This window comes from Vreelandella boliviensis LC1, assembly GCF_000236035.1.
GTDB classification, from domain to species: Bacteria; Pseudomonadota; Gammaproteobacteria; order Pseudomonadales; family Halomonadaceae; genus Vreelandella; species Vreelandella boliviensis.
In genome coordinates, this window is the sequence record NZ_JH393257.1 from 929406 (window position 1) to 951086 (window position 21681).

At 54.7% G+C, this 21681-nt stretch carries 17 protein-coding genes and 2 tRNA genes; 1 reads left to right on the forward strand and 18 read right to left on the reverse strand.

Annotated features, from left to right (window positions below):
- Positions 1-87 precede the first annotated feature (87 nt).
- The 15 genes from pnp to rlmE all read right to left on the reverse strand — a co-directional run bounded on the left by pnp (position 88) and on the right by rlmE (position 16179).
- Positions 88-2256, reverse strand: coding sequence for a polyribonucleotide nucleotidyltransferase (gene pnp / locus KUC_RS04025; protein WP_007111822.1), 2169 nt, complete (start codon positions 2254-2256; stop codon positions 88-90).
- 178 nt (positions 2257-2434) lie between these two features.
- A complete protein-coding gene (rpsO, locus tag KUC_RS04030) occupies positions 2435-2704 on the reverse strand; it encodes a 30S ribosomal protein S15 (protein ID WP_007111823.1) in 270 nt (89 codons plus the stop codon).
- 140 nt (positions 2705-2844) lie between these two features.
- Entirely contained in the window at positions 2845-3765 is a 921-nt protein-coding gene (truB, locus tag KUC_RS04035; protein WP_007111824.1) for a tRNA pseudouridine(55) synthase TruB, read from the reverse strand.
- Positions 3765-4229: a 30S ribosome-binding factor RbfA gene (gene rbfA, locus KUC_RS04040; protein WP_007111825.1), complete on the reverse strand. Its 465-nt coding sequence runs from the start codon at positions 4227-4229 to the stop codon at positions 3765-3767. Before rbfA ends, truB begins: the two co-directional genes overlap by 1 nt.
- Before the next feature lie 18 nt (positions 4230-4247).
- Positions 4248-6839 (reverse strand): translation initiation factor IF-2, encoded by a 2592-nt coding sequence (gene infB / locus KUC_RS04045; protein ID WP_040479455.1) that lies wholly within the window; start codon positions 6837-6839, stop codon positions 4248-4250.
- Positions 6840-6866: 27 nt separating this feature from the next.
- Entirely contained in the window at positions 6867-8381 is a 1515-nt protein-coding gene (gene nusA, locus KUC_RS04050; protein ID WP_007111827.1) for a transcription termination factor NusA, read from the reverse strand.
- Between the two features lie 72 nt (positions 8382-8453).
- On the reverse strand, positions 8454-8915 hold the full coding sequence (rimP, locus tag KUC_RS04055; protein WP_007111828.1) for a ribosome maturation factor RimP: 462 nt from the start codon (positions 8913-8915) through the stop codon (positions 8454-8456).
- A 337-nt stretch (positions 8916-9252) separates the two neighbouring features.
- A tRNA-Met gene (locus KUC_RS04060) sits at positions 9253-9329 on the reverse strand.
- 179 nt (positions 9330-9508) lie between these two features.
- A tRNA-Leu gene (locus tag KUC_RS04065) sits at positions 9509-9595 on the reverse strand.
- Positions 9596-9661: 66 nt separating this feature from the next.
- Positions 9662-10021 carry a preprotein translocase subunit SecG gene (gene secG / locus KUC_RS04070; protein ID WP_040479460.1) on the reverse strand — a complete coding sequence of 120 codons (360 nt, stop codon included), beginning with the start codon at positions 10019-10021 and terminating at the stop codon, positions 9662-9664.
- Positions 10022-10025: 4 nt separating this feature from the next.
- Positions 10026-10775 carry a triose-phosphate isomerase gene (tpiA, locus tag KUC_RS04075; protein ID WP_007111830.1) on the reverse strand — a complete coding sequence of 250 codons (750 nt, stop codon included), beginning with the start codon at positions 10773-10775 and terminating at the stop codon, positions 10026-10028.
- Positions 10776-10922: 147 nt separating this feature from the next.
- A complete protein-coding gene (gene glmM, locus KUC_RS04080; protein WP_040479463.1) occupies positions 10923-12272 on the reverse strand; it encodes a phosphoglucosamine mutase in 1350 nt (449 codons plus the stop codon).
- Complete coding sequence (gene folP, locus KUC_RS04085) at positions 12269-13183, reverse strand: dihydropteroate synthase (RefSeq protein ID WP_040479466.1); 915 nt, start codon at positions 13181-13183, stop codon at positions 12269-12271. Before folP ends, glmM begins: the two co-directional genes overlap by 4 nt.
- A 106-nt stretch (positions 13184-13289) precedes the next feature.
- Positions 13290-15290 carry an ATP-dependent zinc metalloprotease FtsH gene (ftsH, locus tag KUC_RS04090; RefSeq protein WP_007111833.1) on the reverse strand — a complete coding sequence of 667 codons (2001 nt, stop codon included), beginning with the start codon at positions 15288-15290 and terminating at the stop codon, positions 13290-13292.
- 241 nt (positions 15291-15531) lie between these two features.
- Positions 15532-16179 carry a 23S rRNA (uridine(2552)-2'-O)-methyltransferase RlmE gene (gene rlmE, locus KUC_RS04095; protein WP_035582941.1) on the reverse strand — a complete coding sequence of 216 codons (648 nt, stop codon included), beginning with the start codon at positions 16177-16179 and terminating at the stop codon, positions 15532-15534.
- Positions 16180-16293: 114 nt separating this feature from the next.
- Between rlmE and yhbY the strand changes: the two genes are divergently transcribed.
- Positions 16294-16620, forward strand: a complete 327-nt coding sequence (gene yhbY, locus KUC_RS04100) for a ribosome assembly RNA-binding protein YhbY (protein WP_007111835.1) — start codon at positions 16294-16296, stop codon at positions 16618-16620.
- A gap of 95 nt (positions 16621-16715) precedes the next feature.
- On the opposite strand, the gene greA is transcribed toward yhbY, so the two are convergent.
- The 3 genes from greA to carA form a co-directional block, all read right to left on the reverse strand.
- Positions 16716-17192, reverse strand: a complete 477-nt coding sequence (greA, locus tag KUC_RS04105; RefSeq protein ID WP_040479471.1) for a transcription elongation factor GreA — start codon at positions 17190-17192, stop codon at positions 16716-16718.
- On the reverse strand, positions 17189-20419 hold the full coding sequence (carB, locus tag KUC_RS04110; protein ID WP_007111837.1) for a carbamoyl-phosphate synthase large subunit: 3231 nt from the start codon (positions 20417-20419) through the stop codon (positions 17189-17191). Before carB ends, greA begins: the two co-directional genes overlap by 4 nt.
- Before the next feature lie 69 nt (positions 20420-20488).
- Positions 20489-21634, reverse strand: coding sequence for a glutamine-hydrolyzing carbamoyl-phosphate synthase small subunit (gene carA / locus KUC_RS04115; RefSeq protein ID WP_176459023.1), 1146 nt, complete (start codon positions 21632-21634; stop codon positions 20489-20491).
- Positions 21635-21681: the final 47 nt, after the last annotated feature.

Genomic DNA, 21681 nt, shown 5'->3' on the forward strand with positions numbered 1-21681 from the left:
TTAAACCCCTGACGATCAAACCTTACAAACAACACCGCCCCCGCAGCCAGAGGCGACGGGGGCGGTATCAGAAACCTAGCTAACGTTTTAAATCGTAGCTTCGGCTTCCGCTGCTTCTGCTGAAAAAGCAGTTTTCTCTTCTTCAGTAATCTCTTTCATCGACAGCTTCACGCGGTTGCGGTTGTCGATATCCAGCACCTTAACAATCACGTCATCGCCTTCGTTCAAGAAGTCGCGAACGTTGTTAACGCGCTCGGCAACGATTTGCGAGATATGCACCAGGCCATCGGTTCCCGGCATGATATTAACGAACGCGCCGAAATCAGCAATGCGCACCACTTTACCCATATACAGCTTGCCGATTTCCGCTTCAGCGGTAATCGACAGTACGGTGTCAATGGCGCGCTTGGCGGCGGCTTTATCTTCCGCGTAGATACGCACGGTGCCATCGTCGTCGAGATCGATTGAAGCGCCGGTGTCTTCGCAGATTTTGCGAATCATCGCGCCGCCTTTACCGATCACATCGCGGATCTTGTCCGGATCGATTTTGATCGTTGCCATCGACGGCGCGTTGTCGGAGACATCGCTACGGCTCTGGCTAATCACGACATTCATTTGCTCAAGAATACTCAACCGCGCGGTCAGTGCTTGCTGAAGCGCGAGCTCCATAATCTCTTCGTTGATGCCTTCGATCTTGATATCCATCTGCAGGGCGGTGACACCCTCTTCGGAACCGGCAACTTTAAAGTCCATATCGCCTAAGTGGTCTTCGTCACCCAGGATATCGGTCAATACCGCGAAGCCGTCTGGGTCTTTCACCAGGCCCATAGCGATACCGGCGACCGGCGCTTTTAGCGGCACGCCCGCGTCCATCAACGCCAGCGAAGAGCCACAGACAGAGGCCATCGAGCTTGAGCCATTAGATTCGGTAATTTCAGAAACGACACGAATAGTATAAGGGAAGACATCTTCGGACGGCAGCATAGCCTGCACACCACGACGCGCTAAGCGGCCGTGGCCGATTTCGCGACGCTTCGGCCCGCCAAAAAAGCCCGCTTCGCCTACACAGTAGGGAGGGAAGTTATAGTGAAGCATAAAGCGATCTTTACGCTCGCCTTCCAGCGATTCGATTAGCTGCGAATCACGCAACGTTCCCAAGGTCGCAATAGCAATCGCCTGGGTTTCGCCGCGGGTGAAGATAGCGGAGCCATGGGTTTTGGGCAGAGTACCCACTTCAATGGCCAACGGACGGACGGTTTGATTGTCGCGACCATCGATGCGTGGCTCGCCTTTTACGACGCGCGAGCGAACCACTCGTTTTTCAAGGCTCGCAAATGCACCTTTGACGTCATCCTTGGCGAATTTACCTTCAGGCTCTTCGCCCTCGGCAGCGACCAACAGAGCAACCGCCTCGTCTTTCAATGCCGACAGCGCATCTTGGCGGGCCATTTTATCGGTAATCCGATAGGCTTCACCGACTTTAGCTTCAAAGGCATCGCCCATAGCGGCTTTAAGCGCTTGGTTCTCTTCCGCGGCCTGCCACTCCCAGCGCGGCTTACCGGCTTCAGCCACCAGTTCGTTAATCGCGCTGATGGCGACCTGCATTTCCTGATGGCCGAACAGAACGGCACCGAGCATTTCGTCTTCGAGCAGCTCTTGGGCTTCAGATTCCACCATTAACACGGCTTTATCGGTACCAGCGACCACCATATCCAGTTCTGAGCTCTTTAGCTCTTCGACGGTCGGGTTCAGAAAGTAGCCTTTCTCTTCGTTAAAGCCTACGCGTGCACAGCCTATCGGGCCGTTGAACGGCACACCCGAAATCGACAGCGCCGCAGAGGTGCCCAGCATCGCCGCGACATCTGGGTCGTGATTGCGATCAGTCGATAAAACGGTGCAGATCACCTGCACTTCGTTCATAAAGCCCTTGGGGAACAGCGGACGGATCGGGCGATCAATCAGACGCGAGGTCAGCGTCTCTTTCTCAGTGGGACGACCTTCGCGTTTGAAGAAGCCGCCAGGAATCTTGCCCACTGCGTAAGTTTTCTCTTGGTAGTGTACCGAGAGGGGGAAAAAGGGTTGGCTCGGGTTTGCGTCTTTTCGAGCGACAACGGTACACAGCACAACGGTGTCATCCATGGTAACCATGACAGCGCCGGTAGCTTGGCGAGCAATACGCCCGGTTTCGAGCGTGACGGTGCTACGACCGTACTGGAACGTTTTCTTTACCGGATTCACAGCGACTTCCTTCAGCATTATCAATATCTACTTGTCTATTCGTTTAGGTCGTTTTGACTCGTTACCATTCTAGGCGCTGGAGCGCGATAGGGCTACCTGTTCCTTCTTGCCCCCAGCACTATTGAGATAAACTCGAAACATAAAAAAACGGGCAGCTCACAAGGAGCTGCCCGTTTCGAATCGTTGCCGTTAACGCTTAACGACGCAGACCTAAACGCTGAATCAGAGACTGATAGCGTTCGAAATCTTTACGCTTTAGGTAGTCCAGCAGCTTACGACGCTGGTTAACCATGCGGATCAGACCACGACGAGAGTGGTGATCCTGTTTATTGGTCTTGAAGTGATCCTGCAGGCCATTAATGTTGGCGCTCAGCAGTGCAACTTGCACTTCAGGGGAACCGGTATCGTTATCGCCGCGGCCGTATTCGGTGACGATTTCGGCCTTCTTCTCAGCGGTTAAAGCCATCTGTCTCTCCAGTAAGCAATATGCCTAAAAATGAATGGTTGAGACCACGCATATTTGCAGTCTCAGGCTACTATTTTTTACTAGCTAGTTTCTTTCCACTAACTAGTTTCACGCAGACGGCTGCATCCTTGCAACGCGGTTCACGAGATAGCGACGGTACTTAACAGTCGCTTAGGCGCCACTTCCTGGGCACCTTTCACTACGCCAAGGCCGATAAACGTCTCGGCGTAATAAAGTCTGGCTAACGCATCCGGCGCTAACGTGCCGGTCGTCAGATTGGCAGACTGACCATGGGCCAAACGGCTGTGGGCAGCATCGTCTACCGTCAACGACGGTAAATGATCTACCAACACGTCCGCTGGCATTAGCTCAGCTTCCAGTGCCGCTTGGTCGGCCAATGCCTCCAAGGCCTCTAGCGTCCACATCGCGTCGGCTAAAAAGGGCCCCGTTTTGAGCCTTCTTAGTTGACTGATGTGCGCACCACAGCCAAGCGCTTGACCAATATCTTCGGCTAACGTGCGGATGTAAGTGCCTTTACTGCAGCTTACTTCCAGCTCAAAAGCAGTGCCTTCAAACGATAGCAGGCGCGCATCATACACGCTTACGCGCCGGGCTGCACGCTCTACGTGCTTGCCTTCGCGGGCCAGCTCGTAAAGTTTTTTGCCCTGATGCTTGAGGGCCGAATACATCGGCGGCACTTGGTCAATCTCACCGCGAAAGCGAGTGAGCACAGCTTCCACGTCATCGACGCTTAAGCTGGGAACCTCATGCTGCTCAATAATCGTGCCTTCCGCATCGCCGGTATCGGTGATCACCCCTAGCTCTATCCGGGTGCGATACACCTTGTCGGCTTCCAGCAAGTGCGATGAGAACTTGGTGGCTTCGCCTAGGCAGATCGGCAATAAGCCGGTGGCCATCGGGTCTAGCGTGCCGGTGTGCCCGGCTTTTTGAGCCTGGAACAGTCGGCGAACACGCTGCAGCGCATGGTTGCTGGAAACGCCCTTGGGCTTATCCAGCAGCAGTACACCATTGACCGGCAAACCGCGACGTTGACGCGCCACTAGCGAGTTTCCTCGCTTTGTTCGGCGTCGGAGTCTTGGTCACTGCCTTGGTCACTTTCTTGGCCAGCGTCTTGATAAGCGTCATCGCCATCGTCTTGATAGCGCGCACGATCGGTTGTCACCGCTTCATCTATCAGCGACGAGAGTTGCTGACCGCGCACCACGCTTTCATCGAAATGAAAACGCAGCTCCGGTACGTGACGTAGCTTGATGCGCTTAGCAATCTGGCTTCTTAGAAAACCTGCAGCGCGCTTTAGCACCTGCAGATTCTCTTTAATACGCTCCGGCTCTTGCTCACCCAACAGCGTGACATAGACGTCGGAGTAGCCAAGATCACGGCTAACGGTGACACCGCTGACCGTGACCATGCCCAAACGTGGGTCTTTCACTTCGCGTTGGATCAGCACCGCCAGCTCCTTTTGGAGCTGGTCGGCTACCCGGTCGGTACGCTTAAATTCGCGCATGTTTAGCTCCTCGCAGCCTTACAGGCTACGTTCGACCTTCACTTGGTCGAAGACTTCGATCTTATCGCCGACTTGGACATCGTTGTAGTTCTTCACGCCGATGCCACACTCCATGCCGTTGCGCACTTCCTGCACATCGTCTTTGAAGCGGCGCAGCGATTCGAGCTCGCCTTCGTAGATCACCACGTCATCGCGCAATACGCGGATCTTCTTATTACGATGCACGTTGCCTTCAATGACCATACAGCCGGCGATCGCACCAATCTTCGGCGCACGGAAGACATCACGTACTTCGGCAATACCGACAATCTCTTCTTTCCACTCGGGGGCGAGCATACCGCTCATCGCCTGTTTGACCTCGTCGATCAGCTGGTAAATAACGCTGTAGTAGCGCAGATCCAGACCTTCACGTTCGATAATCTCACGGGCAGCGGCGTCAGCGCGGACGTTAAAGCCGACCACGATGGCTTCAGAAGCAAGCGCCAGGTTGGCATCGGTACCGGTAATACCACCAACACCCGAAGAAACCACAGCCACTTCCACTTCATCGGTGGAGAGCTCTTCCAGAGCGCCTTTGATCGCTTCCAGCGAGCCTTGAACGTCGGCTTTGAGGACGACGTTGACCTTGGCCACTTCGTCTTGGCCCATCTGGCTGAACATATTCTCCAGCTTGGCTTTCTGCTGACGCGCCAGGCGCACTTCACGGTATTTGCCTTGACGGAAGTTAGCTACTTCGCGGGCTTTCTTCTCGTCGGCCACGACCATAAAGTCGTCACCCGCATCCGGCGTACCACCCAAGCCTTGAATCTCTACCGGCATCGCCGGGCCAACCTCATCCACTTGCTGGGCAAGTTCGTTGGTCAGCGCACGCACACGACCGTAGTGCAGGCCGGCCAGAACGATATCGCCCTTTTTCAGCGTACCGTTCTGAACCAGTACGGTAGCGACCGGGCCACGGCCTTTATCAAGGCGTGATTCAACCACCACGCCTTTACCCGGCGCGGAAGGCACGGCTTTCAGCTCAAGCACTTCGGAGGCCAGCTGGATCGCTTCCAGCAGTTCTTCCATACCTTCACCTGTCTTAGCAGACACGTGAACAAACTGTGTATCACCGCCCCACTCTTCAGAGATCACGCCGTGCTGGGAAAGCTCATTCTTGATGCGATCAAGATCAATGCCATCTTTATCGATTTTATTGACCGCCACGACCATGGGCACTTCGGCAGCTTTAGAGTGCTCAATCGCCTCGATGGTTTGCGGCATAACGCCGTCATCCGCCGCGACGACCAGGATGACCACGTCGGTCGCCTTGGCACCGCGGGCACGCATGGCGGTAAACGCCGCGTGGCCAGGGGTATCCAGGAAGGTAACACCACCGTGGTTATCTTCCACGTGGTAGGCGCCGATATGCTGGGTAATACCGCCCGCTTCACCGGTTGCCACCTTCGCTTTACGGATGTAATCGAGTAGCGAGGTTTTACCGTGGTCGACGTGACCCATTACCGTTACAACCGGTGAACGGGTGATCTCTTCGCCTTCGTAGGAGATGCCTTCGAGCATTTCCGTTTCCAGCGCGTCATCTTTAACCAGCTTCGCCGTATGGCCCATCTCTTCCACCACGATCGCAGCCGTATCCTGATCGATGGTTTGGTTGATGGTCACTGCCGCGCCCATGTTAAACATGGCTTTGATCACTTCATTGGCCTTGATCGACATCTTGTCGGCCAATTCCGCCACGCTGATAGATTCAGGGATCGATACTTCACGCACGATCGGCTGCGTCGGCTTCTGGAAAGCGTGCTTGCCGTTGCCGGTCTGGTTGCCACCACGGCGGCCACCGCGACGCTGTTCGGCACGTTTTACCTTCTTACCGCCGCCACGTTTGCGCTCTTCACGATCACCACGATCGTCATCGTCACGACGGCCCTTGGCCTTCGCCGCAGCAGCCTTCTTAGGCGGCGCGGTACGACGGTCAGAGCGGCCTTCTTTGGGCGGCGCTGGCGGCATATCGTCACCCGACGGCGTGTCATCGATTTCAAGATTAGGCACCGCGACATCAGGTGTTGCTGGCGCTTTGGCTGTTCTAGGCCTTGAATCAACCTCTTTTTTACTACGCGCTGCTTCAGCTTCTTTATTACTACGCTCGGTGGCTTCAGCTACCTGTGCAGCACGGGCTTTCTTCGCAGCGGCTTTTTCTTCAGCTTCACGCGCATCCGTTACTTTGCGTTCAGCTTCAGCTTCCGCCATATCGCCGACTAACTGACGTGGGCCAGTGTAACTAGGCTCTGCGGCTTTCGGCTTCTCATCTTCAGCACTTTTAACGTACGTTTTCTTTTTACGTACCTGCACTTCGATGGTTTTGCCACGTTCGCCGGTATTGATACGGCTACGGGTTTTGCGCGTCAGCGTGATGCGATTTTTACCCGCTTCAGGGGCGTCGCTACCGCCATGGCTCTTCTTCAAGAAGCTCAGCAGCTTCTGCTTATCTTCTTCAGACACAGCATCGCTTTCAGAAGCGTGCTTTAAACCTGCTTCTTTCATTTGCTCTAGTAGGCGAGGCACATCACGGCCCACCTTTCCTGCGAAATCTTTAACTGTCATATCTGACATATTGACCCTCCTCAGCCCGTGACCTGTTTACTGTGTGTTCGAATCCGATGCGTCATCGACTTCAAACCAGGGCGCACGGGCAGTCATGATCAGTGCCGCTGCGCGCGCTTCGTCCAACTCCTCGATATCGACCAGATCGTCGACAGACTGCTCGGCGAGATCTTCCATGGTGACAATGCCGCGACTGGCCAGAATGAAGGCCAGGTGGCGCTCCATGCCATCCATCTCCAGCAGATCAACTGCTGGCTGGGCACCGTCTAGCGCTTCTTCCGAGGCAATTGCCATCGTCAGCAGCTCGTCTTTCGCCCGTGCGCGTAGCTGCTCTACTAAATCTTCATCAAACTCTTCGATTTCGAGCATCTCTTCCATCGGCACGTAGGCGACTTCTTCCAGGGTAGTGAACCCCTCTTCCACCAACAGGCGAGCGACATCTTCATCCACTTCAAGGTGCTGGATGAAGGAGTCCACCAAGCTATCAATTTCTTGATCGCGCTTAGACTCCGCTTCCTCTTCGGTCATGACATTAATCCGCCAGCCGGTAAGTTCAGAAGCCAAACGCACGTTCTGACCGCTCCGGCCAATCGCCTGAGCAAGGTTATCTTGCGCCACAGCCACATCCATCGCGTGAGCGTCTTCGTCCACTAGGATAGACCCGACATCGGCGGGCGCCATGGCGTTAATCACCAATTGGGCAGGATTATCGTCCCACAACACGATATCAACGCGTTCGTTTTGCAGTTCCGAAGAGACCGCTTGAACGCGCGAACCGCGCATACCCACACAGGCACCGACGGGATCAATGCGGCGATCATTGGTTTTTACCGCAATTTTGGCCCGAGAGCCGGGGTCGCGAGCAGCACCCTTGATCTCAATCAACTGCTCAGCGATTTCAGGCACTTCGATTTTGAACAGTTCGATGATTAGCTCGGGACACGTCCGCGATAGCTGAAGCTGAGCACCACGTGCTTCTGGATCCACTTTGACCAATAGAGCACGTACCCGCTCGTTCATTCGGTAACGTTCACCGTGAATCATTTCATTGCGCGGCAAAAACGCCTCAGCGTTTTCGCCCAAATCAATGATTAGACCGTCACGTGTGGTCTTTTTAACAATGCCTGCAACCAGTTCGCCTTCGCGGTCGGCATATTGGCGCACCACCTCGGCCCGCTCCGCTTCACGTACTTTCTGCACAATAACCTGCTTAGCGGTTTGTGCTGCAATACGGCCAAACGAAGCATTTTCGATGCTTTTTTCAACCACATCGCCTAATTTTAGCGGCGGTTCACGCTGCTCGGCGATGCTCTCTTTAATTTCGTAATCTGGCGTTTCGAATTCGTCATCTTCCACAACCGTCCAGGTGCGGAAGGTTTCGTATTCGCCAGTGCGACGGTCAATATGCACGCGCACATTGGCTTCTTCTCTATCAAAACGCTTGCGTGACGCGCTCGCAAGAGCGGCTTCTACCGCTTCGAAGATGACATCACGCGGGACGCCCTTCTCATTGGAGATCGCGTCAACGACCATTAATATTTCTTTACTCATGCGTATGCCTCGCCAGAAAACCTATCCTTATGTGCATCACCCCGGCAGCCTGCCGGCAGCGCCGCCACCCGGTCAATCGTCGAACTGCGGTACAATGTGAGCCGAATCAATACTCTCAATTGGAAAGCAGTACTCTTCACCATCCAGTTGTAGGAGTACTTCATCCCCCTCAACACCGACCAAAAGCCCTTGATACTTGCGCCGCCCGTCAAAGGCAGTACGCAGTTTCAGCGCGACGTGATGACCTTGAAAGCGGGTAAACTGATCCAGGGAATACAAGGGACGTGCCATGCCTGGCGAGGAGACTTCCAACCGGTATTCACCGGCAATGGGGTCTTCTACATCCATAACAGCACTGACTTGGCGGCTAATATCTGCGCAGTCTTCCACGCTGACACCACTCTCGCGCTCGATATAGATCACCAGCCGCGAATTTTTGCCCTGGGAAAGATGGTCGATGCCCCATAGCTCAAAGCCCATGGCAGCAACAACAGGTTCGATCAGCGCGTGTAGCGCAGCGTGTTTAGTGGCCACAGACAAAGCTCCTATAGCCGTTGCATCAGGCACCTGGCCAGGAGTTATTAGAAAAGCTAGGTGGCTGATTGGCGTTACTCGGGAATGTGTCTCCGGCTATCCGGACGACATCCGCTATTAAGATATCCGTGCTAACAAAAGCGGTCGCTAAATTAAGCAACAACAAAGCGCACTTGCTAGCCAAAAGCTGCTAACAAAAAGCCCCTTCACTGGAAGGGGCTTTTTGAAATAAACCTTGAGTACCATCTTAGCAACATGTAGCAGGCTGTACCTGGTATAACTGGCTATTTTCTGATTTTTTCTCAAAGAAAACAAACCATCACATGCAACTAGGAAATGGTAGCGGGGACCGGATTTGAACCGATGACCTTCGGGTTATGAGCCCGACGAGCTACCAGACTGCTCCACCCCGCATCAATCTAGGTCGACGATAATAGACACTAAAGCTACTTACGTCAAGAACTACTTGCTCCAAGACTGGCTTACTGAAAAAAGCCACTTACTTAAAGCTGTCTTTTTCGCCTCAGGTGCCAAACTTGGCATTCTGGTAACAAAAAAAACACTCTGGGAAGCTGGCGAGCCAGCAAAACAGATGGTGCCGAAGGCGGGACTTGAACCCGCACGACCATACGGTCACTACCCCCTCAAGATAGCGTGTCTACCAATTCCACCACTTCGGCATCAGGGGAGGCTAAAGAAACTATGTCACTCTAAACAACAAGTTCAGTCTAAACAACGAACGCTACTTACTCGCTGCTTTCCTCTAGCACTGGCGCGGTATTATCCACACCTGCAGGCCTGTCGTCAAGCGTGGGGATACTTTGCTGCTGCTCGATCAGACGCGAATCGGGGATGCCCGCTTCGGGTGCCTGACCTGCCTGGGTAGCAAAGTAAGCTAGCGCCATTGAGGTGGCGAAGAAACCCGCCGCCAAAATAGCCGTTGTGCGCGACAAAAAGTTACCGCTGCCCCGCGAACCAAACACTGTCTGTGATGCACCGCCACCGAAAGCTGCACCGGCTTCAGCACCTTTACCCTGCTGAAGCAGAATGAGTACCACCAGGGCGACCGCAATCACCACATGAATCATAAGAATTGCAACTTGCATGGCGTTATCCTGCTGACTGACAAATGGCAAAAAAATCATCGATCTTAAGTGAGGCTCCGCCCACTAGACCGCCGTCGATATCTGGCTGAGCGAGCAGCTCAGCCGCATTGCTTGCGTTCATACTGCCGCCGTAAAGCAAACGCAGTTGCTCAGCGAGCCCCTTATCGAAACCCGCCTGGTAGGCGCGAATGCCTGCCATAACGTCCTGGGCTTGCTCAGGAGTCGCCGTGCGACCAGTACCAATTGCCCAAACAGGCTCATAGGCAATAACGACCTGCTTGCGCTGATCTGGCTCTAAGCGGGACATTACATACCCCACTTGACGAAGCACCACATCCATCGTGCGGCCTGCGTCACGCTCCTCTAGGGATTCACCCACACAGAAGATTGGCTTGAGTTCGACACTTAAGGCTGCCAAAAGACGCGCGAAAACTTGCTCATCGCTCTCTTTATAGAGTTGACGTCTTTCTGAGTGCCCCACCAGCACATAAGAGACCGCAAACTCTTTTAGCATGCGGCCACTCACCTCACCGGTATGCGCCCCGGAATGAATCGGGTTCAACGATTGCGCACCTAATGATAGCGCGGTACCTTCAAACGCATGGCGGGCCGCATCCAAATAGGGGAACGGCGGAATAATAACGACTTCCACGTTCATTGGCGATACGCCGGCGGAGAAGGCCTGGCCAAATTCATTGATCAACGCCACGGAACCGTTCATTTTCCAGTTGCCGGCAATTAAAGGCGTACGCATCGACTCTCCTCACTCAAGGTGGAGCGAAATGGTATAGGAGCGGCCTTGTCAAGACAACCGCTGTTATAACCACAAGCTGGGTTTACTAAACCAGTTTACTAAACCGGCTTACTGGACCGGCTTGCTGTGCCGGTTAGTTGAGCACGTTTAATTAAGCAGTGCCTGAACCTGACTGGCCAATGTACGCGCCAATTGATCGACATCTAAATGGGCGCGCCCTTCCACCATCACACGAATTAGCGGCTCTGTACCTGACGGACGTAGCAATACTCGACCCTCATCGCCTAACTCATGCTCCAACGCGGCAACCGCCTGCTGAAGTGGCGCTGACGCCATTATCTCTTTTGCGCTGGCATTGGCGGGCAAACGCACATTAACCAGTGCCTGCGGCACTTTCTCCAGCTCTTTTAACAGTGCCGGTAAGCTCCTCTGCTCGCGCACCATCAGTGCCAATACCTGCAGCGCAGAGACGACCCCGTCGCCAGTGGTCTGCACATGACCGCAGACAATATGCCCCGACGACTCGCCACCTAGCTCCCAACCATTGAGAGCCATGCGCTCCATCACAAAGCGATCTCCTACTTTAGCTCGCTCAAAGGGGATTCCCAGCTTATCAAGTGCCATCGACAAGCCAAAATTTGACATCACCGTGCCCACTACGCCGCCATGGAGCAAGCCGCGCTCATGGCGATCGCGAGCTATCAGATAAAGAATATCGTCGCCGTCGACTTCGCGCCCGTCGCCATCTACCAACATCACGCGATCGCCATCGCCATCAAAGGCGATCCCCAAATCAGCGTTTTGCTGAATAACGGCAGCACGCAATGCGGCGGGATGCGTTGAGCCCACTTGGTGGTTAATGTTTAAACCGTCAGGCGCAGAGCCAATGGTGGTAACATCAGCGCCCAACTCGCGAAACACATTGGGCGCGATATGGTATGTGGCACCGTGAGCACAATCTAAGACGATTTTGAGACCGTGCAGGCTAAGCCGATCAGGTAGTGTTGACTTGCAAAACTCGATGTAACGGCCTGCGGCGTCGTCGATACGCGTCGCTTTACCCAGCTGAGCAGCTTCAGCCGTGGCCAGCGGCACTTCTAGCATCGCCTCAATACGATCTTCTGTCTCATCGGGAAGTTTCTTGCCCTCAGCGGAGAAGAACTTGATGCCGTTATCATCAAACGGATTGTGCGACGCCGAAATAACAATCCCCGCATCGGCACGAAAAGTCCGCGTTAAGTAGGCAATGCCCGGCGTGGGCATTGGCCCTAACAGTGATACATCGACACCCGCCGCGGATAGCCCTGCCTCTAAGGCAGATTCGAACATGTAGCCGGAGATCCGCGTATCTTTGCCGATCAGCACACGCGTTCGACCTTTTTCACGGCGCAGCACCTGCCCCGCCGCCCAGCCCAATTTGAGCATAAAATCAGCTGTAATGGGTGATTTACCCACCGTACCGCGAATACCATCCGTCCCAAAATATCGCCTTGTCATGCGTCAAACTCCTTGTTTAGCAGCGGCTCGCAGCCTTCTTGAAGTACCGCCCACGCCATATTGACCGCATCAACCGTTGCAGCCACATCATGTACGCGCAAAATATTAGCCCCACGCTCAACTGCCATGGCAGCGAGCGCTAAGCCACCGGAGAGACGCTCCTCAACCGGGCGGCCCAACACCTTGCCAATCATACTCTTGCGTGACATACCCACCAGCACTGGAAGTTTAAGTGACTGCAGAGTTTCCAAGTATTTGAGTAAGCGTAGATTGTGTTCGACGGTTTTGCCGAAGCCAAAACCTGGATCTATCAATAATCGATTACGGCGCAGACCGGCCGCTTCGCACTCAGCAATCCGGCGGACCAAATAGCCAGCCACCTCTTCCTCTATCGGGTGCTGATAAATGGGAGACTGCTGCATATCCTGCGGCTCACCCTGGCGATGCATCAAGCAAACAGGTAAACCACTACCCACCGCAGCCAGCAGCGCCCCTTCGCGCTCTAGCGCGCGTACATCGTTAATCATACCAGCGCCCAGCTCGCTCGCCTCGCGTATGACTGTCGGGCAACTGGTATCCACTGACACCAACGCATCCAGCTCACGCACCAGGACTTCCACCACCGGCGCCACCCGGTCCAACTCTTCCTGGGGGCTGACAGGGGTAGCGCCTGGACGGGTCGACTCGCCGCCCACATCTATCATCGCCGCCCCTTCGGCCAGCATCCGCTCGGCGTGGCGCAAAGCGTCATCCAATGCCACGTGCTGCCCGCCATCGGAAAAAGAGTCCGGCGTCACATTGAGAATGCCCATCACCCGGGGAAAGGAGAGGTCCAGCAGATGGCGCCCGCAACGCAATTGGAAAGCATTTTCTGCGGTTTGCGTAGAGGACGTGTCCAGAATTGTTTTCATGCTGCAGCCTGATCAAGAAAAGAAACATTGCAGTGGTATGTACACAGCATAACAAAAAAGGCGCCCCCTGACGGGGCGCCTTTTGCTCATACGATAGTGCTAACCGTTATGGGCCTGCAGGGCCGCCTAGCGGGTCTGAGGGACGGCGACGCGGTTCATCGTCATCTTCTTCGCCATCACTTCCAGATCCGTTAGTAGAAACGTCGTCTTCGGCCTTCGTTTGCGGCTTGTCATCGTTGACAGGCGTGCCGCCACCGGATGAGTCACCGTCGTCCCAGCCTTCCGGCGGGCGCGGGTCACGACCTTCCATGATGTCCTTCAACTGAGTGGCATCAATGGTCTCGTACTTCATCAAGGCTTCTGCCATGGCATCAAGCTTATCGCGATTATCGGTAAGGATTTGGCGCGCCTGTTCGTAGCAGTCGTCAATGATTTTGCGGACTTCTTTATCAAGGCGCGTGGTGGTATCACCCGACTTCATCTTGCCGCCACCCTGCCCGGGACCGCCGAGGAACTGATGCGACTCATCCTCGTCGTACATGATCGGACCCATCTCATCCGACAAGCCCCACTTGGCAACCATATTGTGGGCCAACTCAGTAGCACGCTTGATGTCGTTGGAGGCGCCCGTCGTCACACCGTTCGGGCCTAACGTCATCTCTTCGGCAATACGGCCACCAAACAGCGAACAGATTTGCCCCAGAATTTGCTGACGAGACAGACTATAGCGATCCTCTTCCGGCAAGAACATAGTGACACCCAGCGCACGACCACGCGGGATAATCGTCACCTTATAGACCGGATCATGGGAAGGCACGACCAAACCGATAATGGCGTGACCAGATTCATGATAAGCCGTATTGAGCTTTTCTTTGTCGGTCATGACCATCGATTTGCGCTCTGCGCCCATCATGATCTTATCCTTCGCCAGCTCAAGTTCTTCCATGCTTACCAAGCGCTTATTGCGGCGCGCGGCAAACAGTGCGGCTTCATTGACCAAGTTGGCCAAATCCGCGCCGGAGAAACCTGGCGTACCCCGCGCAATCAACTGTGGTTTTACGTCGTCCCCCAGGGGCACTTTACGTAGGTGAACACCCAAAATGTGCTCACGACCACGAATATCTGGCAAGCCGACCGTTACCTGACGGTCAAAGCGGCCTGGACGCATTAACGCGGGATCCAACACATCAGGACGGTTGGTCGCAGCGATAACGATGACGCCTTCATTGGCTTCAAAACCATCCATCTCGACCAGCAGTTGGTTCAACGTCTGCTCGCGCTCGTCGTTACCACCGCCCATACCGGTCCCACGCGAGCGACCCACTGCATCAATTTCATCAATGAAGATAATGCAAGGCGCCTGCTTCTTGGCCTGTTCGAACATATCGCGCACACGGGATGCGCCGACACCGACAAACATTTCAACGAAATCAGAACCTGAAATCGAGAAGAACGGCACTTTAGCTTCGCCTGCAATCGACTTGGCTAACAGCGTTTTACCGGTACCTGGCGGACCCACCATCAAAACGCCGCGGGGGATGGTGCCACCCAAGCGTTGGAATTTGGTCGGATCGCGCAGGAAGTCGACTAACTCTTCTACTTCTTCCTTGGCCTCATCACAGCCCGCCACATCGGCAAACGTCGTTTTGATCTGATCTTGAGAAAGCAGCTTGGCCTTCGATTTACCAAAGCTCATCGGGCCGCCTTTACCACCACCGGCTCCGCCCTGCATTTGGCGCATAAAGAACATGAAGATGCCCAAAATTAGCAGAATCGGGAAGCTGGCAATAAGTAGCCGCGTCCAGATACTTTGCTGCTCTGGCTCTTTACCCACGACCGTCACATTATTGCTCAACAGATCGTCCATCAGTTTCGGATCTTCCGCTGAGGGGCGGATCGTCTGAAACTGAGAGCCATCCGTACGCTCACCACTAATGGTGTAACCATCAATCGTGACGCTACGTACCTGCTGATTTTGCACCTGCTGCACAAACTGAGAATAGTTGGTGTTTTGCGGTGCGCTTTCGGTGCTGAAATTATTGAACACTGTCAGTAGGACGGCCGCGATGACCAACCACAGAATCAGGTTCTTCGCCATATCATTCAAGGGGCTACCCTCATTACAAGAATCTGTCAGTTAAATCCTGATGCTTAATAAATCCTTTTACTAGGACATTACATCAGCATCAAGCGTTCAACCATTGCCAAAGCGTCTTATGCCTCGGGCCATCTGTGTCACGCGCACTCATGGCGACGAATGTGACACACGTTGCGCCTGCCTGTCTGGCAATCGCGCTGATAAATCTTGGCTATGAACCACACGGGCGGTGCCTCATTTTTAAGGACAGTCACCCGCGAAACCCTTCTGCCAGAAAATAAACTTCCCGGGAGCGTGCCCGCGAAGCATCCGGCTTACGAGTCACCACTTTGCTAAAGCTGCCACGCAGCTCTTTCAAATAGGCGTCAAACCCTTCCCCCTGAAATACTTTAGCTAAAAACCGACCACCAGGTGACAACGTTTCGCGCGCGAGTTCTAACGCTAGCTCCACTAAATACATCGCCTGAGGCTGATCAATCGCCGCCATACCACTCATATTGGGGGCCATATCCGACATCACAAGGTCTACACGGCGATTATCTAGACGTTTTAGTATCGCCTCTAGCACCGCTTCTTCAGTGAAATCACCCTGGATAAAGTCTACACCGGCCAGCGCATCCATCTCTAGGATATCAGAGGCAATGACCACACCTTCAGGCCCCACCCTCTCCGCAGCGATTTGACTCCACCCACCAGGCGCTGCCCCGAGATCAATCACCGTCATACCGGGACGCAGCAGTTTATCCTTTTCATCCAGCTCAATCAGCTTATAGCTTGCGCGGGAGCGGTAGCCATCTTGCCAGCTCTGCTTCACGTACTGGTCGTCAAAATGCTCCTTCTTCCAGTTATTACTGGTCTTGCTAACAGAATGTTTTCGGTTTGGGGGCTTTTGCTGCATGTGGGAATCTAACACTGGAATAAGAGATGGGCGCATTCACGCGATCGCTTTCACTCGGTGGCGTTTCACCGTAAGATGGAACGTTAAGCGCTAACCGGGATACCGCAAGATACCATGAGCTTGTCACAGGCACAAAAGAAAGCATTTCGTAGCATTGGCCACCATCTCAACCCAGTGGTCACCGTTTCTGAGAACGGCGTCTCCGAAAATTTGCTCGCAGAACTTAACCGCGCACTCACCGATCACGAACTGATCAAAGTGAAGCTCGCCCTTCCTGAGCGTGACGATCGTGCGGCAATCATCGCCGAACTGACCGCCAACAGCCGTGCCGAACTGGTGCAAACCATTGGTAAAATGGCGCTGCTCTACCGTAGAAACCCGCAGGTGAACCCGAAGCTTTCTAATGTTACCCGCTTCGAGAACCACCACGGTCGGCATTAACCGCTCGATGTAACGCACTTTTTCAACAGCACGCTGCCAAACTAAAACGCCCCTTCAACCGACCTAACTCAGGTTAATTGAAGGGGCGTTTTTTATTACACGTACTCGACGCTACCTATCTCATACTCGACGTCACCACCGGGGGTTTTGACCACCACGACATCACCTTCTTCTTTGCCAATTAAGGCACGGGCAATGGGGGAGGTAACCGAGATTCGCCCGGCTTTGATATCCGCTTCGTCTTCCCCGACGATGCGATACGTCACTTCTGCATCGTTTTCCAGGTTTATCAGCGATACAGTGACGCCAAAAATCACTTTGCCGGTTTTCGGTAACTTAGTGACATCAATCACCTGCGCGACAGAGAGTTTGCCTTCGATCTCCTGAATACGCCCTTCGATAAACCCTTGCTGCTCGCGAGCAGCGTGGTACTCAGCGTTCTCTTTTAGATCACCGTGCTCACGCGCTTCGGCGATGGCCGCGATCACCTGGGGACGCGCTTCGCCTTTGAGATGATTCAGCTCTTCGCGAAGACTTCTTTCTCCCGCAACCGTCATCGGGACCTTATTCATTGACTTGCTCCTGCATGCAGATCCTGAAGGCGCCGCACCGTAATCTCCCTACCGTACTCAAGCGCCATGCAAACAGCATTAGCACCCGCCAAGGTGGTCGCATAGGGCACCTTGCGCGCGAGAGCAGTACGGCGAATGACCGAAGAGTCATTAATAGCCTGACGACCTTCGGTAGTGTTCACAATGTAGGCGATTTCGTCGTTCTTAAGCAGATCGACGATATGGGGACGACCTTCGTAGACTTTATTGACGCGCTCCACGGCAAGCCCAGCAGCTTCCAAAGCAGCCGCTGTACCCTGTGTTGCACATAGCGTAAAACCTAATGCTAACAGAGAACGACCCACTTCGATAATCCCCGCCTTGTCCGGTTCGCGCACGGAAAGGAACGCCTTGCGCTCACCGGTTAGCGCAGGAATCGCCTCTCCAGCGCCCAATTGGGCTTTAAAGAAGGCCTCTGCGAAGGTATCGCCAGACCCCATCACCTCACCGGTCGACTTCATTTCCGGTGAAAGAATCGGGTCAACGCCCTGAAATTTATTGAACGGGAAAACCGCCTCTTTAACACTATAGAAGTGCGGCACGATTTCTTTCTCAAAGCCCTGTTCAGCCAGTGTTTTACCGGCCATGCAACGGGCGGCAACCTGCGCCAGCGAGGTACCAATGCACTTGGACACAAAAGGCACGGTACGCGAGGCGCGGGGGTTAACCTCAATTACGTAGATCTCGCCATCTTGCCAGGCCAGCTGTACGTTCATCAAGCCTTTAACGCCCAGCTCAACGGCCATCTGTTTCACCTGATGACGCATTTCGTCCTGCACATCGGCAGGCAGCGAGTAAGGCGGCAATGCGCAAGCGGAGTCGCCGGAGTGAACACCCGCTTGCTCTACGTGCTGCATGATGCCACCGATCACTACCTGCTGGCCGTCCGATACCGCATCGATATCAACCTCAACCGCCGCACTTAGGAAGTGGTCGAGCAGCACCGGCGAGTCGTTGGAGACTTTCACCGCGTGGGTCATGTAGTTTTCAAGCTCGGAGGCGTCGTAGACGATCTCCATGGCCCGACCACCCAGCACGTAGCTGGGGCGCACTACCAGCGGGTAGCCAATCGCTTCGGCTTTATCAAAGGCTTCGGCAAAGCTGCGTGCGGTGGCATTGGGCGGCTGCTTGAGACCCAGCTTGTCGATCATCACCTGGAAGCGTTCGCGGTCTTCGGCCCGGTCAATGGCATCTGGGGTGGTGCCAATAATCGGCACACCAGCAGCCTCAAGCTCGCGGGCCAATTTCAGCGGCGTTTGGCCACCAAACTGAACGATCACGCCCACCGGCTTCTCTTTGTCGGCAATTTCAAGCACGTCTTCCAACGTTACCGGCTCAAAGTAGAGGCGATCAGAGGTGTCGTAATCGGTGGAGACGGTTTCCGGGTTGCAGTTAACCATAATGGTTTCATAGCCATCGTCGCGCATGGCGAAGGCGGCGTGAACGCAGCAGTAGTCAAACTCGATACCCTGGCCGATTCGGTTCGGGCCACCGCCCAGCACCATAATTTTCTGGCGATCAGAGACATCCGCCTCGCACTCCTCTTCATAGGTGGAGTACATATAGGCAGTATCAGAAGCGAACTCAGCGGCACAGGTATCAACACGCTTATAAACCGGGCGAATACCGGCGGCCTGACGGGTTTCACGAAACTCTTTTTCGCTGACGTTGAGCAACTTGGCCAGGCGCGCATCACCAAAGCCTTTGCGCTTAAGCTGATAGATTTCCTTGACCGAGAAGTCAGCCAGCGAGCGCTTGGCGACGGCATTTTCCGTCAGCACCAGATCTTCCAGCTGGACCAAAAACCAAGGATCGATATTGGTTAGCGTAAATACCTCATCCATACTCATACCCGAACGCATGGCATCAGCGATATATAAAATACGCTCGGCACCGGCAGCCTGCAGCTCACCCTGGATAATCGCCATGTTGTCCGGGGTAAAATCGGTAATGATCGGATCAAGACCGTCGTTACCCGTTTCCAGCCCACGCAGGGCTTTCTGCAGCGACTCCTGGAACGTACGTCCAATGGCCATCACCTCACCCACCGACTTCATCTGGGTCGTCAGACGGTCGTTGGCCTGGGGGAATTTCTCGAAGGTGAAGCGCGGAATTTTGGTCACTACGTAGTCGATGGACGGCTCAAACGACGCCGGGGTGCGCCCGCCGGTAATATCGTTCTGCAGTTCATCCAGGGTATAGCCCACCGCCAGCTTGGCGGCGATCTTGGCAATCGGGAAGCCCGTGGCTTTCGAGGCCAACGCCGAGGAGCGCGAAACCCGTGGGTTCATTTCGATGACCACTAGGCGCCCGGTCTTGGGATCCATACCGAACTGGACATTAGAACCGCCGGTCTCTACACCAATCTCGCGCAGTACCGCGAGGCTGGCGTCACGCATGATCTGATACTCTTTATCGGTCAGCGTTTGCGCCGGGGCCACGGTGATCGAGTCACCGGTGTGCACACCCATGGGATCGAAATTCTCAATCGCGCAGACGATGATGCAGTTGTCGTTTTTGTCGCGGACAACTTCCATCTCGTACTCTTTCCAACCCAGCAGCGACTCGTCGATGAGTAACTCGTGGTTGTTGGAGAGCTCGAAACCGCGGGTACAGATCTCTTCAAACTCTTCCTTGTTGTACGCCACGCCGCCGCCGGAGCCGCCCATGGTGTAGGAAGGGCGAATAATGGTCGGAAAGCCCAGCTCGGCCTGAGTCTCCCAGGCTTCTTCCATGGTGTGCGCGACTTTCGCTTTCGGGCATTCTAACCCAATACGCTTCATAGCCTGATCGAACAGATCGCGGTCTTCGGCCATGTTAATCGCATCGGCGTTGGCACCAATCATCTCCACGCCGTACTTCTCCAGCACGCCATGCTTTTCAAGTTCAAGCGCGCAGTTCAGCGCCGTCTGGCCGCCCATGGTGGGTAGAATCGCATCAGGGCGCTCGGCCTCGATGATCTTCTCTACCGTCTGCCAGGTGATTGGCTCGATGTAGGTGGCATCGGCCATGGCTGGGTCGGTCATGATGGTGGCGGGGTTGGAGTTGACTAACACCACCCGGTAACCCTCTTCGCGCAGCGCTTTACACGCCTGGGCGCCAGAGTAGTCGAATTCGCAGGCCTGGCCGATCACAATCGGGCCAGCGCCAATGATCAAAATAGTGTTGATGTCGGTACGCTTAGGCATAACGGTTCCCGCAAAAAATGGTAACGATGAGCGACAAAAGACGGCGATACAGCGAGGCGATAGGATGCGTTAGCGACGCGCCTGCATCATTGCAACGAAGCGATCAAACAGCGGTGCCACGTCGCGCGGGCCGGGGCTCGCTTCCGGGTGACCTTGAAAGCTGAACGCCGGTCGGTCGGTAAGCTCAATGCCTTGCAAGGTGCCGTCGAACAGCGAACGGTGTGTGGCGCGCACGTTGGCAGGCAAGGTCGCTTCATCCGCCGCAAAGCCGTGGTTCTGACTGGTGATCATCACGGTGCCGCTGTCCAAATCCTGCACCGGGTGGTTGGCACCATGGTGGCCGTGGCTCATTTTGACCGTCTTCGCCCCTGCCGCGAGCGCCAGCAATTGGTGACCCAGGCAGATACCGAACACCGGAATATCGGTTTTCAGCACCTCTTGAATCGCTTTGATAGCGTAGTCACAGGGCTCCGGGTCGCCAGGGCCGTTGGCTAAAAATACACCATCCGGGTTCATCGCCAGCACGTCAGCGGCAGGCGTTTGCGCAGGCACGACTGTCAGGCGGCAGCCACGCGCGGCCAGCATGCGCAGGATGTTGAATTTCACCCCGTAGTCGTATGCCACCACATGGTAGGGGCGCTCGCTTTTAGACGCATCGGCGTAGCCTTCACCCAGCGTCCACTCACCTTCCGACCACTCGTAGGCCTCTTTACACGACACTTCTTTGGCCAGATCCATACCCTTCAAGCCAGGAAATGCCTTGGCAGCTTTCAGCGCCCGTGCCACCGCGTCATCGCCTTCAGCATCATCGCCAGCCAAAATAGCCCCGTTCTGCGCACCTTTATCACGCAAAATGCGCGTTAGGCGGCGGGTATCAATATCGGCAATGCCCAGCACGTTTTGGCTTTTCAGGTAGTCCGACAGCGACTGTTCAGAGCGGAAGCTGCTGGCCATTAGCGGTAAATCGCGAATCACCAAGCCTGCTGCGGCAATAGAAGCTGATTCGATGTCTTCGGCATTAATGCCAGTATTGCCGATATGGGGGTAGGTGAGGGTAACGATTTGGCGGGTATAGGAGGGGTCGGTGAGGATTTCTTGATAACCGGTCATGGCCGTATTGAACACCACCTCACCGCTGGTTAATCCGTCCGCGCCAATGGCAATACCGTGGAACACGCTGCCATCTTCCAGGGCCAATATTGCGGGTTTGCTCAATGCGGGGTTATTCAAAACAAGATCCTCCCATGCTGGTGGGAGCCTGT